Below are 13,660 nucleotides of genomic sequence, written 5' to 3'. Positions count from 1 at the left end.
ACAAGTCCTTCTGCATACAGGCCCCCAAACAACGAAAGTCGCACATTTCTGTGCCACAACATAAGAAAATTTACAAATTGGCAACAAAAAATCGGAGTATCCCGAAGGATACTCCGATGGTCCGAGTGGCGAGACTTGAACTCACGACCCCTTGACCCCCAGTCAAGTGCGCTACCAACTGCGCTACACCCGGATATTCTCTTGTGCTGTACTTGTTGAAGTCAGCTTACATATACTAGCATAGCAAAAAAGAAAATGCAAGCTTTTTTTTGAAAAAATAAAAAATTTTAGGAGAGCCGAATCCAGAAATTTTTGGTTGACAAATAGCGGGGGGTTTGGTATCATACTAAAAGTGTTCGGACAGAGGGCTGAAATCACTATGGAGAGATGTCCGAGCGGTTGAAGGAACCGGTCTTGAAAACCGGCGAGGCGAAAGTCTCCGTGGGTTCGAATCCCACTCTCTCCGCCAAACTTTATATGGATCTGCAGAAGTACCCAAGAGGCCGAAGGGGCTCCCCTGCTAAGGGAGTAGGCTGGATAAAACCGGCGCGAGGGTTCAAATCCCTCCTTCTGCGCCATCAAGCCGCAACAATCTAGATCTCCTGGCCTGTAGGCTTAGGGTATCAGAGTGTTGCGGCTTTTTTTCTTTCAAAAAATAGCTTTTTTCCCAATAGATCGCTTGACGCGTTTTCAAGGTACTGGGGGGACTTGAACAGCGTTTTTGATGGAAGAAAGGCTAATTCTCAAGCCAGCGCCCTTTTTGAGAGCAAAAAGGGCGCTATTTTTTTCAAAAATCATATACAAATATTATGGCGCCGGATTGGTGGTTTCAGAGAATCACCTGTCCGGCGCCCTTTTTCATTTCAAGAGGAACAGGAAGTCCAAAAGGGAGGTGTTGCCTGGCAGAAACGTAGATGCGTAAAGCATGTATCAAAAAGGAGGAGCAAGACAAATGAAAAAATGTAGCAGTCATGGGAAAAAGGGCGCCGCAATCTCCGTCTCCAAGAGTCTGCCGCAAAAGAATTCAATCTGTAGATATCATGTCACCTTTAAACCTAGACACCCTAGAAGACCCAGGCAACGAGAAATCAAGGAGCAAAAGCCGATTTGCCGGAAGTTTACTCGATGCGAGGGCTGCCCCTATCCTGCCCATGGTTTCCTGTGCTGGGGAGAAGATGGCCGTTGTCTTCGGACGATTCTGGAAAGATCCAATTTGCAGAAAACGTAAACGGAGGCAATGCCTATAGGTCAAAGTCCATTCCCTTTTCAAGGAAAGAGAAGCAAGCTCCGTCGAGGGCGGCGATTGCTTCAATCGGAATTTGCGATCCATCCATCATGACCAGAAAGTTTTCACTGAGGAGAAACTTTCGAACAATACCGCTTGTGGTTCTGTATGTGCCACCAGCCTTTCGGCTATCCGGAAGAAAATATGTAATCGTCACCTCCGGTTGCTGGGGCATGAGCTCCAGAAGAAGCCGGAGTTTTTCATTGAGTTCTGCTTTGACGGATTCGTCCAATTCGGCCTTCTGGTCAGTCAGACGAGTTGTCTCCTGAATGAGGGCATCGTAGCCAACCAGGGCTGCAAAGGGAGCGAATTGCGCTGCCCGGTTTTGTATGGGCATTGCCGGCTGAACAGTGGAAGTATGGTGTGACAAGTTCAAAAGGTCATCGTATTCGCTACTCATGGTGCCCTCCCACCTGGCGGTTCCGTTCTATGGCGGTGGCGCCATCCTCCAGGTTCATTCCTTTGAGGATCGCGTTCTTTCCGTACTTTTTCTTGATGTCCAGCATAGCAGCTTGAATCTTTTTCTCACGAGTTAGAGCGGCTTCCCGGTGCATGTGTGTCTCTGCCGAAGGTCCGAAGTTCGAAAACAAATCCAGCTGCTCACAGCTGCAGTCATCCTCCACGCTGCCAGCGGACCGAACCCGGACTGCGGTGAGGTTGAGACGCCTGATCAGCAAACCCTGGTCCACGACCCGATCAAAAAGGCCGGAAGCCGCGCGGATGAGAGCTTTAGCAGAGGAGGTCTCAATTTCCAGATCGGCGGTTCCGTGGGCATGTTTGGGGATCTCCCGGCCATAAGGATCTCTGGTGACAGCCCCATGATACCGCCTCCGACGTTCTGGGTCCTGCAGATTTTCCCGGTCATATCCCACGGTCAATGTCAGCTGCTTGGTCACCAGCCCCTTATCCACCAGGTCCAGAGCAAGCTGGTCCGCCATTTCAGATACGACCAGCCTGGCCTTGGAAAAGGAATACGGCTCCTGCAGTACCTGGCCGGAGCCGATGCTGTTGAACTCCGGTTTGTAAGCCTTGATGTCTGCAATGGTGCAGGGCTCCCAGCCCCAGGCATGGTCGATCAGCAGTTCTGCATTGACTCCAAAGAGCTGGTACAGCATTTTCTCGTTGTAGTAATCCGTTGGTTTCCCGACCGAACAGCGGGCAATATCTCCCATGGTATACAGGCCATGGGCCTCAAGTTTCTTGGCATATCCGTGCCCCACCCGCCAGAAGTCGGTAAGCGGGCGGTGATCCCAGAGCAGCCGGCGGTAGGTGAACTCATTGAGCTGTGCAACGCGGACGCCGTTTTGATCCGGCTTGATGTGCTTTGCCATGATGTCCATGGCCACTTTACAAAGATAGAGATTTGGTCCGATACCGGCAGTTGCGGTGATCCCCACCGTGTGAAGCACATCCAGGATCATCTTCCGAGCCAGTTCCCTTGGTGTAAGGCCATAAGTGCCCAGATAGTTAGTGATGTCCATAAACACTTCGTCGATGGAGTAAGGATGGATATCCTCCGGCGCGATATATTTGAGATAGACCTCAAAGACGCGGGCGCTGTAGTCCATATAGAGCTTCATGCGCGGCGGAGCAATCAGGTAGTCCAGCGCCAGCTCCGGGTGAGCCTTTAATTCCGGATCATTGGTGGATGAGCCAGCAAATGTGCGGCCGGGTGCTTTCCGCAGCCGCTCCGCGTTCACCTGCTTTACCCTCTCCACGACCTCGAAAAGCCGCGCCCGGCCGGAAATGCCGTAGGCTTTAAGAGCCGGAGTCACAGCGAGGCAGATGGTCTTTTCCGTGCGGGAAAGATCTGCCACAACGAGGTTGGTGGTGAGGGGATCGAGGCCCCGTTCCACGCACTCAACGGAGGCATAGAAAGACTTCAAGTCAATTGCAAGATATACCTTATCAGCCACGGATCATCCCCTCCTTTTCCTTCTCTGCTGTTCTGCCACTATTGTAGAATAGAACAAGTGTTCTATTCAAGAGGGGAAAGGATGGGAAATCATATTTGAAAGTTCAGGAGGAAAAGCATGATACAAACCGTAGTCAGCAACGCAAGCGCACCGGAATACGGACAGGCCACCATTTCCTTCCCAATCAGGGAAGAGGACTATCCCAATGTGGTTAATATGCTCCAGAGCATGGGCCTGGGAGATCCGGTGGAGCGGGACTGCCGGGTGGATGAGGTCTGCGGAGACTGGCCGATCCTCAAGCGGCTGGAGAAAGTGGCGATTAACCTCGATGAGATGGACTACCTCGCCAAAAGGCTGGACAGCTTTGACGCGCAGGAAAAGGCAAAATTCCAGGCGGCCGCCGTCAAATACGGACTGTTCGATATGAGGCATCTGATCGACCTGACGTTCTGCTGCGAGGAGACAACGGTGATCACTGACTTCTCTGATCTGGAGAAGGTCGGCCGCCGCCATTTCCTGGATGTGAACGGCGGCTCCGCCTCCAGCGAAGAGCTGGAGAACGTGGACGGATATGAAACTGCACTGCTGCTGATCGGCGACGGTGACGGAACCATCACACCGTATGGCGTGATTTACGACAACGGGATGCAGCTCCGCCCTGTCTATGATGGGCGGAATTTCCCCCTGTATCAAGATGGGGACAGTGTCTTTCTGCTGGGCCTGACCCATAAATCGGACCCCGACATGAATCCCCCAACTACATGGCTTTTCCTTCCCACCTGCAGGGAGCGTCTGGAGAGGACGCTTAGAAGAGGCGGCTATGAGAGTGAGGACGATATCCATATTCGCCTCTCCCAAAGTACTGCGCCCAACGAAATTGATTCCCGCCTGGATGTGGAGCACGAGTCTCTGAACAATCTGAATAAGCTGGCAAGCGCCATTGTACTGCTGGATGTTGACCAGGGGGCAAAGCTTGAAGCGGTTGTTCAGATGGCAAATCCGAGGTCGGCAACGGAGATGACCACTCTGGCCCAAAACCTGGATCTGTTCAATTTTGTCCCCGGCATCCATTCTCCGAGAGAATATGGCGAGTTCATGATCCGGGAGTCCGGACACTTCGACTTGGACGAAGATCTGGTGCATTTTATCGACTATGAGGCATACGGACAAAAGCAGATCAACGCTGAAGGCGGCGTTTTCAAAAATCGGGGCTACGTTGCTTTTCGAGGAGAAAGTAGGGGAGACAATATAATAAAAGAGGTGATGAAGCAAGCCTCAGCAGAACCACAAGAGCATCTACAAACAGGTCTACGTTTACATTTTAAAGGCCGGTAAAATGCTAAAAGATGTCCTGCAGAATCAAGAGGATTCTGAAGGACACCTTTTACTTGCGAAAGATTGGAGAATTCAGTTTTGACGTAATGACAGGATGCGTAAGTATTTCTCTAAAGATGATTATTTTGATCGCCACGCATTTCTGATGCCGACACTGAGCGGATAGATTACATATTGTTCTCTTTTTATATGGAGGACCCTGCAGTCCAATTCAAGTTCACAGCAGATGTAAATCCGAACTCTTTTAAAATTTCCTGTATGCGATCAGTACTTATAGGTTCCTCCCAGTAACGCGGATCTTTCGACGAAACACTGTTTTTAAACGGTCCTTGGTAGAAGGAATAGGAAGCTCCTATTTCCAGCTTTCCAATCATCCAGGCATTCCCTGTTTGATCGTTGAACTGCCCATCTTTAAAGTTACCTACATAAAGGGTACGAACAGTCCCATCCTCAAAGAATTTCACAAAATATGCATCGCCTGAATCATCATTGTATTGTCCATCAGAAATTTCTCCGCAGTAATAACCCTCTAATGTAGAGGTGATTTGAGCGGAAAATTCATCAACGTTAAGAATATCATCGGGCTCCACATTATCCAGACTAAAGGACTTTGCATAATCATCAGAACGAAAATAACGATATGTTTCGCCAGTACTGAAGCCATCTTCGACTTTCCGTTCTGAGATGACCCATACATCTTCTCCACTCGTTACAGTATCAGGGAATGCCTGCTTACAGGAGAGAAGCGTTCCGCCGTCATACATGGCATCCGTTATTAGTTGCAAGACATTTCCGTCATAAATGTTGACGATACATCTTCCGTCCCAATTCCCTGCTGAATCTAGCTGGCCGTAGAAGTATACTTCATTCCCGTTTTCCGTATAGGGAAGCAGGAGCGGCTGTTCCGCAACCTCAGCGGCTGTATATTCCCGCTCAGGATTACTGGCGCTATAGACTACATAACTCATGGCACTGATCTGAGGGGATTCACTGGAGTATGGAGCATCTACGCCATCGTAGGTGCTGGTAATTGCACTGGCGAAAAAAACTGTAGGACGGTAATCAAAAACTTTCACACTGAGTGCCGTAATGATCTCCTTGACAGATGACATGTCATCGGAAAAAGAGTCCATGTCTTGGGACACTTGATGGATTTCTTCACGTAAAGAAGATTCCAAAGAGCTAATTTGAGTATTTTGAGCATCGATCTTGTCGGTTAAATAATCGATGTCATTTCGCAAGGTATTGATATAACATACAACAGCAACGAGGCAGCCTAATATTGTCACGATGCCTACTATGCGTTCAACCCATTTCCATATGTTTTGTATTGTGCTAAGGCCACCCTTTTTCTTTTTGCTCATATACCATTCACTTCCAAAGTGATTCCAAAGAATACTTTTTTCTGCCATCATCTTACAAGATTCTCCTCATAATGTCAATTAAACACATTAAATTCGATAATGAACAAGCGTGACCTACTTTTAGTTTATCAGCACGGTTGGGAAAAATTTACTGAATTGTGATGAAAAATATTGGGTTATATAAGCAAGGAAAAATAAATCAACAAGAAAATCTACTAGCTATTCCATCCTAATAATGGTATGTTGTGAACTTACCAAGAAACAAAAGGAGATGAAAGGAATGAAACAGAAGCCTGCCCAGCAGAGCAAATTGAATATTCAGCTGAGGCCCGCTTCCGTTGAGGAGGCGGGCCTTTTCTATTCCCAGATGGAAGAAGGTGAAGATCGTTCCCTTGGTACCGTTGGCCATCTGAGGATGGACTTCGGCCACGGGGGCCAGGAGTTCTGGAGCAGCTGGTGGCAACACAATGGGGATCACTTCAATACCCCGGAGTTTCGGGAGGAACTCCAGATGGTCGTGGACGAACTGCGCCGCAGCGGTCCTCTCAGGGATCTAAAGACCATGCGGTCCTATTGCGACGGACATGGCGGTGCCATCGAGGATAAGGGCGCCACCTGCGGCTACATTGCGGAAACGGAGCACTACCGCTACTGCCTGCGCTGCACCCCGCTGCCGGGCCATTATCAGGGCTATCTTTACTGTTACGACCTGCGCCAGCAGCGAATGACGCAAAAGGAGGCGCTGGTAGGCCGGGTGACCTATGCCAGCGGTGAGGAACAGACCTTCACAGATGCTCAAAAATACCTGGGCACCATTCGGGAGGAACTTCCGTATCAGGCTACCACCGGTTTCCGCTATGAGACGCTGACGGATGATCCCGCGGTGCGGAAAGCAGTGGATGATCTCCTGCTGGATTTTGCAGGAGAGGATAATCCCCGGCGGGACTGTAATTACGGTTTGACGGAGGTCGGGAAACAGGCGCTCCGGGATGCCGCCGATCCCGAACGTCTCCATACCTACGCCTGGTTCGTGATGACAGACTGCAATACGCCGGATGAGCAGATCCACCGGGACTTGACGCTGGAGGAGGCGGTCCGCCGCTATCGGGACAGCACCCGATCGGAAAAGCGGCTGGGCGTTACAAAAGACGGTGTTGCTACTGTCGACTTCCTCCGGGAAGCGAATGGAGAGCAGGTATTCTTCGAGGATCACATGCGAATGGAAAGCTTTCGAAATGACCCGGAGATCTTTGAGGCGGTACAGATGCTTCACCGTGAGCTGGAGCGGAGCGCCCCGGTACGGGGCATGGTACTAGGAGGTATGAAATGATTCAAAGAGAATGGCTTACATTCCTGCGGGAGCAGTATCCCGCCGGATGCCGGGTACGGCTCAGTGAAATGAAGGACGATCCGATGCCCATCCAACCTGGGAGTATGGGTACATTGGACTGTATTGACGATGCCGGCCAGTTCCATGTCCGTTGGGACGACGGCAGGGGGTTGGCTCTGATCATTGGCGTAGACCGATTCCAAGTCATGCCTCCGGAGACCCAGACAGTCAAATTCTATATGCCGCTGACGGCGGAGTTCTTCGGCTATGACGACTGGGGCGACCGCGAGGAATATGGGTCTGACCTGAACGGCAGAGATCTGCGGGGCTATGAGGCCGAGATTCGAACAGCCTTAGTGGGCAATCGAATGCCGGAGGAGACAGACCGCGGGATGATGCACTGGTATGACAAACAGGACAGAGTCAACGATAAGGTCCAGTCTGCGATCTTCGATGTGGAAAATCGGGATGGTCAGCTCTGGGGTATTGCAGAGTGCAAAGTGGTTGGGACGCTGACACCGGAGGAAAAAGAAACTCTGGCGGATTTCATCACCGGACAGGCATCCGACGGCTGGGGAGAGGGCTTTGAGCAAAGAGAGATCGAGGTGGACGACGGTGTCCTGAATGTGCATCTCTGGAACAACGGAAATTGGACCATCCTGACAGAGGAAGAAAAATTCTCTCCCGACTCCCTCACCCAGCTCCCTGATATGTGCTGGTCTGTCCTGCCGGGGGAAGGGACGCTAATCTGTATCAAGAAGGGCGAACACGGGTACTTCCCCAGCAAATGGTCCTCCGGTGACAGGGCCCAGAACCGTCATTTGGCGGACTATAACAACCGGCGACGGGGCATTACCCCGGCTCAGGAGCAGGCAATGCTTGCAGGAAGCATGCACGGCTGGGATATTCCCATGGCTGATCCTGTGGTCCAGGAGCGAATCTTGGGCGCAAAGAACAGCCTGGAAATGAAGGGGCCGTGAGTCTCTTAATCAGTTAAAAGGAGGAAGTTGAATTGAGTGAGAAAGTATTTGGTGTCTATCTCGCAAAGGAGGACCCGGCGAGCGATGCCTATGCCAAGCTGGATCTTCCTGCCCAGCCCTGGGAGCTGCTGGATGCCCTGGACAAGCTGCACTTGCAGGAGGGCGACCGCCTCTACCTGGAGATCGACGACTACTATGATTTCGAGGAACTGGCGACGGTCTTACGGGACCAGGAGGACAGCCTCGCGGAGCTGAATGATCTGGCAGAGCGCCTCACCCGGCTCAATGATGTGCAATGCGCGGCCCTGCAGGGCCTGATCCAAATGGAAACCACCAAAAGCGGAGGCGAGATCAGCGTCACCCGACTCCGGGACCTGACCGAGAGCACGGATTGCTGCCATGTCGTGCCGGAGGCCCTCAATGACAGCCAGCTGGGGAGATTTTATGCGGAGAACGGCTTTGTGCCGGAGGTGGAAGGGATATCAGACACCGTGTTCGAGCTGCTGGACTTCGCGGCCATCGGCCTGCGGGCCCGGAAGGAGGAGAGCGGCGTCTTCACGCGGAAAGGATATGTCCTCCAGAACAGCGATCTCAAGCAGGCACCTTCGGTACCCGGAGAGATCACGGAGCCGGACTACATGGTCCTGCTAGAAGTGGCCGGGAGGCAGGGCGATGGACCTGCACAGGACAGCGCAGGTCCGATCCTGGTCAAGCTGCCGGCGGCGCCGGAAGAACTGGAGGCAGCGGTGAAGCGCCTGAATGTTGCTTCCTCACAGGAACTGTGGTGGCGATGTATCGACTGTGTGATCCCGGAGATGCGGGATACGGTCTCATCGGCCAGTGAGATCAAAGTAGTCAACCGTTTTGCGCAGACGGTGGCTGCCATGCCCCAGGGGCAGCGGAAAATGTACAAAGCTGTGCTGGAGGGCCTGCGGTGCAACAATCTGCCAGCTGCTATCGCACAGGCGGATACGTTGAATGCGTATACGCTCAACGAAGAAATATATTCTCCCTCTGAATTTGCGAAGGAGAAAATCCGGTCCATCATGGATGAGGCCATGGTGGATCAGGTCCTGACAAACCTCAATCTGTATCGTTACGGAGAAACTCTGATGGAATCGGAACACTGTATCCAGACCGGTTATGGCCTGCTCCAGCGCCGGGATGAACGGGAACTCCGTGTCCAGGACAAACAAATCGGGATGAAAGAAATGAGGCGATGAAAGATGAACCAAAAGCAAGAGGCCCTCCTGGGGCTTCCATTGACCAATGCGGAGAGGGAGTGGCTGACAGATCGACTAGAGACCCTTTCTGTAAAGGAGAGCTATCAGTTGTCCGCGGCGCTCATGCGGTCCGGGAGACTGCAGGAGCTGGTGGGAAAAAGCAGAGATGAACTGCAAGCTACCGTGCTGCGGATGAAGCCGGACGTAGCCGTGGAGGCGATCAACGGCCTGATGACACTGCACGATTATGAGGTCTGCTACCCGGCAGGCAGCTATGATGCCCTGGGACGGTTCTTCCTGCAATATGAAAGCGGCGCCCCCAGGGAGACCCTGCCCTTCGTAGACCTGGACCAGCTGGGCAGGCGTTATGAGGATCTCCATCCCGGGCTTTTCATCGGCGACAGCTATGTGGTCTATCCCACAAAGGAGCCGGAGCAACACTATACCGGCCACAACCTGGCGGAACTGGACGATTCGGACTGGAGCGTCCGGCTAAAGATCGCCTCTCCTGAGAAACCGGATGGGGTCTGGGTCCGGCTGCCGGATTATTCCATGGTGAATGATGACAAGGCGGATGAGGTGGAACTGGCTCTACTGGGCCTGAAAGTCGACACCATTCAGGACTGTACATTGCTGGATGCCCGCTGTATCCTCCCGGAGGTGGAGGACTTGGTGAGCGAATACCATGAACTGGCGGATCTCATCTATGATGGCAATGACCTGGGCTTCCTGCTGGATGAGCAGGGCCAGGGGATGCCGCACTTCAACGAGAAGTTCCATGCCGCCCTGGCCTATGAAAAATGCACCCGACTGGGTGCGGCGCTGGACATCGCACAGAACCTCCGATGCTATGACTTCGTGCCGAAGGAGGAGGTAGAGTCCTTCACCGAAAAGTATCTGGAGTCCAGGGGGATCGAAGCGGGACACATGAGCCTGCTCTCCGAATGTATGGACCGGGAGAGCTACGGAAGATACCTGCTGGCCCAGCAGGGCTATCAGCAGCATGCGGCCAGCGGCAGCTTCATCCGGCGGAATCAGCTGGACTTCTGCTATGAGCGCAGCCAGCCGCCGACACAGCAAGCGCATTTCGAGATGAAACTCTAACCACAAAACAGAGGAGGAACCATAATGCCTACATTCCAAATTACGGATTGCTTTGGAGAACAGGTCACCTTGCAGCCCCGGTTGGGACTGTATTCCGTCACGGATTTTACGGGACAGGAAATGCCGGGACTGGCCATCATCCTGGACCGGCTGGGCAGTACGCCTGAGGAGACGGAGCAGTATGCCGTGCTGACGACCTCCTTCGGAGAGTTCATCGGCGCCAAAGACTGCGCGTACATTGACACCAATAACTGCTATTTTGCCCCGCAGCTTCTGGAGCAGGGCTTTGCTGAGAATACTGGGCTGACAAAAAGCAGTGGATTTTGCCAATACCCACTGTGGCACTTCAAGGAGGATTTCCTCCGAGAGATTGGCGGCGAAGTCTATGAGCAGTATGCCAACTGTTTTCAATCCTATATGCATACGGGTCCGTTTGGGGGGCCTGAACCTGTGGAAGAACCGATGAATCAGATGGGAGGGATGAAGATGAAGTAATCGAAAGGGAATCGTCAAAACAGTAAATTCAAGATCAGGGGCCGTTTTCCCGAGTGGGGCAGCGGCACCCTCTTTTTTTGCATCCTTTTTCGGGAAGACAAGCCTCGGAAAGGAGAAACATATGATGGAAGAACTGCTGCTGAATTATTTGAAAGTGGCCTGCAGAGGGAGGGAATTTTGTGCGAGCAGCACAGAACTGGGGCGGGCCATTGGTGTTGGAAGAAAGGCGATACAAAAACTTGTGAGTCGGCTGCGGCGAAAGAAAAAGCCAATTTGCAGCACCAACAGCGGCTACTTCTATGCGAAGACAGCCCAGGATATTATCAGAACCATCGAAATGCTCCAGAGAATGATAGACGGGCTACAGGCGGACATTCAAGGCTTGAAAGCATGTCTCGCTGAATGCTACATCACGGATGGTGGGCACGATGGCTAAGCCCCCTTTTCCGTGGGTTGGAAGTAAAAGGAAATTGCTGCAATTCATCTTCCAACTGCTTCCCTCAGACATACAAAATTATATTGAACCATTTGGCGGAAGCGGTGCGGTCATTCTGGAAATGCGTGCCAGTTCAAAGAGGAGAGATGTTTACAACGACCTCAACCGTAACCTGACGAACTTTTTTGTGTGCCTGCGGGATAAAACCAATGCCCTTCTGCGGGAACTCAAGTTTCTCCCAATCCAGTCCAGATGGCTGTTCGAAGTGTACAAGCTCTTCCTGGCACATGAAGAAATCCACTGGAAGGTCTATGAAAAGAACATCCGGGAGGAAATTCAAATACTGGAAGACCGGACATGCTTTACAGAAGAACAGGCGGAGGAGCTGCGCCCGATTTACGATCAGAAGCTGGAAAACTTCGATGTGGAACGTGCAGCGATGTTTTATAAATGCATTCGTGGCAGCTACAGCGCAACCGTCTCCTCTTTTGGATCAAAAGCACTGCGGCTCTTCAATTTCCTGTATCTTCTCAAACCGGCGGCAAAGCGCCTGGAAGATGTCGTGATCGAGAATAAGAATGCCATTACTCTGATCAAGGACGAGAAGCGACCTGGAACATTCTTTTATTGTGACCCACCGTATTTTGAAGCTGAGAACCTGTATGAGGTCAAAATGAACAAGCGTTTCCATGTTCGGCTCTGGATGGCATTGAGCAGTAGCGATGGACGATTTCTGCTCTCTTACAACGATTGTCCGTTCATCCGCCAGCTCTACAAAAACTATTATATTCTGGCTGTGACCCGGAACAATCCGCTTAAACATCAGGCCGATGCCACCTATGAAGAACTGTTTATCACAAATTATGATCCAGCGCCATATCTCAATGTCCAATTGAGTTGTTTTGAGCGAATAACCAGATCGAAGGGTGAATTGGTCCTGATCCATACTCCGGTAAACCAAAAAGCGGCATAGGCAGAAAAAACAGCCGTCAACGCTTCCAAACATTTCATTTTATAGGAGGAATACCACTATGACAAATACTCTTCTTTTTCGTGACCCCGGCAAAAATAAACAGGTGATTCCCGGCGCGGTAATGGGAATGGCCGGTCTGGAACAAGCGGAATGTCTGCGCATTCATGCCGAAGGGGGCCACATTCTGATCAGTGATTCTGATCTTACCCCCAGAGAAAAAGTGAATCTCATCACACAGCTGTATAAAGATATTGCGGCTTTGTGCAAGCAACTGGTAGATGCCAGCAACAAGATCAGCGGGGAGTTCCTTTTGAAGAATGATCCGTTGAGCGAGGTGGACGAGGACATCGTGGCGGACTTGATTTGCATGGGTGCAGATGAAGATCGCCTGCGTGTCCTGCTAATGGATGAGATGGAAACGCAGGATGAAGAATGAAACATATCTCTACAGAGGGAGTCTGGCGGATGCCCAGCAGTTTGATCAGGTATCCCTCTGGCGGGCCAGTTACCAGGCAAATGTCGCCTGTAAAGCGGCCATAGAGGCAAGTATTCGCAAGGGCTTTGATGGAATGTACCTGAAGGAAGGCTGCGTTCAGGATGTCCTGGAGGAATACGGCTTCAAGCGAGTTGGCCGGGTGCTGGCCAATACCGTTCGGGAGAAACTGTGGGACGGCCGGTTCAGCCAGACCAACAAGGAGTGGGCGCGCTGCCAGATGATCCCGCCTGATCCTGAACATAACTGTGATTTCATCGTAGGAAGCCATCCGGCAGTGCTGGATGGCTTTTTGAATGAAGTCCGTGCAGAGTTTCAGAAGCTGAACCTTTTCGGGCCGGAGCACTGCCACCCTGATTCCTACGCAGAATTGGACTACACGGGAAAGGTGCTGGTCCTCAGCGCCGATACCTTAAAAGAAGCCTATTGGTCGCAGGAAAATCAGCTCTGGTATGCCCATGACGGATTTGGCTGCCAGCCCCATGCCATTGGCCGGTCTATCCGCTGTACCTGTCTTGGAGACGGAGAGGAAACACGCTGGAACCGTACGGATTTTACTGGCGTTCTCAAGGATGAGTTCCTGCCGGACTGGGCCTCCGAAAAGCTGAAAGAGCTTACTGGGCAGAAAAATCTGGGCTTACGGGAAACGATAGAGACCTCTGGCAGGGAACAGTATCCCTCCAAAGGGCCTACGCTTCCTGATCACCCAACCATGAAATGAGGTGC

13 protein-coding genes and 3 tRNA genes are annotated in these 13,660 nt (G+C 51.8%); 12 read left to right on the top strand and 4 right to left on the bottom strand.

What is annotated here, in order from left to right; all coding sequences use genetic code 11:
• Positions 1-117 precede the first annotated feature (117 nt).
• Positions 118-193, bottom strand: a tRNA-Pro gene (locus tag KFE19_04110).
• A 188-nt stretch (positions 194-381) separates the two neighbouring features.
• Here KFE19_04110 and KFE19_04105 point away from each other — a divergent pair.
• A tRNA-Ser gene (locus tag KFE19_04105) sits at positions 382-469 on the top strand.
• 16 nt (positions 470-485) lie between these two features.
• A tRNA-Ser gene (locus KFE19_04100) sits at positions 486-578 on the top strand.
• A gap of 663 nt (positions 579-1,241) precedes the next feature.
• Here KFE19_04100 and KFE19_04095 read toward each other — a convergent pair.
• Entirely contained in the window at positions 1,242-1,685 is a 444-nt protein-coding gene (locus tag KFE19_04095; protein ID QUO38699.1) for a hypothetical protein, read from the bottom strand.
• Positions 1,678-3,201 (bottom strand): DNA methylase, encoded by a 1,524-nt coding sequence (locus tag KFE19_04090; protein QUO38698.1) that lies wholly within the window; start codon positions 3,199-3,201, stop codon positions 1,678-1,680. Before KFE19_04090 ends, KFE19_04095 begins: the two co-directional genes overlap by 8 nt.
• Before the next feature lie 117 nt (positions 3,202-3,318).
• On the opposite strand from KFE19_04090, the gene KFE19_04085 reads away from it, so the two are divergent.
• A complete protein-coding gene (locus KFE19_04085; GenBank protein QUO38697.1) occupies positions 3,319-4,536 on the top strand; it encodes an antirestriction protein ArdA in 1,218 nt (405 codons plus the stop codon).
• 185 nt (positions 4,537-4,721) lie between these two features.
• On the opposite strand, the gene KFE19_04080 is transcribed toward KFE19_04085, so the two are convergent.
• A complete protein-coding gene (locus KFE19_04080; GenBank protein QUO38696.1) occupies positions 4,722-5,951 on the bottom strand; it encodes a hypothetical protein in 1,230 nt (409 codons plus the stop codon).
• A gap of 229 nt (positions 5,952-6,180) precedes the next feature.
• On the opposite strand from KFE19_04080, the gene KFE19_04075 reads away from it, so the two are divergent.
• From KFE19_04075 to KFE19_04035, 9 genes are all read left to right on the top strand, one after another.
• Positions 6,181-7,230: a hypothetical protein gene (locus KFE19_04075; GenBank protein ID QUO38695.1), complete on the top strand. Its 1,050-nt coding sequence runs from the start codon at positions 6,181-6,183 to the stop codon at positions 7,228-7,230.
• The gene (locus KFE19_04070) at positions 7,227-8,210 is read left to right on the top strand and encodes a DUF4314 domain-containing protein (protein QUO38694.1); all 984 of its coding nucleotides are present in this window, start codon (positions 7,227-7,229) and stop codon (positions 8,208-8,210) included. Before KFE19_04075 ends, KFE19_04070 begins: the two co-directional genes overlap by 4 nt.
• 32 nt (positions 8,211-8,242) lie before the next feature.
• Entirely contained in the window at positions 8,243-9,433 is a 1,191-nt protein-coding gene (locus tag KFE19_04065; protein ID QUO38693.1) for a hypothetical protein, read from the top strand.
• Between the two features lie 3 nt (positions 9,434-9,436).
• Positions 9,437-10,537 (top strand): hypothetical protein, encoded by a 1,101-nt coding sequence (locus tag KFE19_04060; protein ID QUO38692.1) that lies wholly within the window; start codon positions 9,437-9,439, stop codon positions 10,535-10,537.
• A 24-nt stretch (positions 10,538-10,561) separates the two neighbouring features.
• Positions 10,562-11,032: a DUF4313 domain-containing protein gene (locus KFE19_04055; protein QUO38691.1), complete on the top strand. Its 471-nt coding sequence runs from the start codon at positions 10,562-10,564 to the stop codon at positions 11,030-11,032.
• Positions 11,033-11,153: 121 nt separating this feature from the next.
• Positions 11,154-11,468, top strand: coding sequence for a hypothetical protein (locus KFE19_04050; protein ID QUO38690.1), 315 nt, complete (start codon positions 11,154-11,156; stop codon positions 11,466-11,468).
• Positions 11,449-12,441, top strand: a complete 993-nt coding sequence (locus KFE19_04045; protein QUO38689.1) for a DNA adenine methylase — start codon at positions 11,449-11,451, stop codon at positions 12,439-12,441. The genes KFE19_04050 and KFE19_04045 overlap by 20 nt, the downstream gene beginning before the upstream one ends.
• A 58-nt stretch (positions 12,442-12,499) precedes the next feature.
• Positions 12,500-12,877 (top strand): hypothetical protein, encoded by a 378-nt coding sequence (locus KFE19_04040; GenBank protein ID QUO38688.1) that lies wholly within the window; start codon positions 12,500-12,502, stop codon positions 12,875-12,877.
• A complete protein-coding gene (locus KFE19_04035; protein ID QUO38687.1) occupies positions 12,867-13,655 on the top strand; it encodes a DUF3849 domain-containing protein in 789 nt (262 codons plus the stop codon). The genes KFE19_04040 and KFE19_04035 overlap by 11 nt, the downstream gene beginning before the upstream one ends.
• Positions 13,656-13,660: the final 5 nt, after the last annotated feature.

The sequence above is a fragment of the Dysosmobacter sp. Marseille-Q4140 genome, assembly GCA_018228705.1.
Classification (GTDB): domain Bacteria; phylum Bacillota; class Clostridia; order Oscillospirales; family Oscillospiraceae; genus Oscillibacter.
The sequence above is the reverse complement of the archived record's forward strand: the minus strand, read 5'-3'. Positions and strand labels throughout refer to the sequence as shown.

Excerpts from the sequence above, each read along its gene's own strand:
- KFE19_04095 (QUO38699.1), bottom strand. The coding sequence starts at position 1,685 with ATGAGTAGCGAATACGATGACCTTTTGAACTTGTCACACCATACTTCC.
- KFE19_04085 (QUO38697.1), top strand. The coding sequence starts at position 3,319 with ATGATACAAACCGTAGTCAGCAACGCAAGCGCACCGGAATACGGACAG.
- KFE19_04080 (QUO38696.1), bottom strand. The coding sequence starts at position 5,951 with ATGATGGCAGAAAAAAGTATTCTTTGGAATCACTTTGGAAGTGAATGG.
- KFE19_04075 (QUO38695.1), top strand. The coding sequence starts at position 6,181 with ATGAAACAGAAGCCTGCCCAGCAGAGCAAATTGAATATTCAGCTGAGG.
- KFE19_04070 (QUO38694.1), top strand. The coding sequence starts at position 7,227 with ATGATTCAAAGAGAATGGCTTACATTCCTGCGGGAGCAGTATCCCGCC.
- KFE19_04060 (QUO38692.1), top strand. The coding sequence starts at position 9,437 with ATGAACCAAAAGCAAGAGGCCCTCCTGGGGCTTCCATTGACCAATGCG.
- KFE19_04055 (QUO38691.1), top strand. The coding sequence starts at position 10,562 with ATGCCTACATTCCAAATTACGGATTGCTTTGGAGAACAGGTCACCTTG.
- KFE19_04050 (QUO38690.1), top strand. The coding sequence starts at position 11,154 with ATGATGGAAGAACTGCTGCTGAATTATTTGAAAGTGGCCTGCAGAGGG.
- KFE19_04045 (QUO38689.1), top strand. The coding sequence starts at position 11,449 with ATGGTGGGCACGATGGCTAAGCCCCCTTTTCCGTGGGTTGGAAGTAAA.
- KFE19_04040 (QUO38688.1), top strand. The coding sequence starts at position 12,500 with ATGACAAATACTCTTCTTTTTCGTGACCCCGGCAAAAATAAACAGGTG.
- KFE19_04035 (QUO38687.1), top strand. The coding sequence starts at position 12,867 with ATGAAGAATGAAACATATCTCTACAGAGGGAGTCTGGCGGATGCCCAG.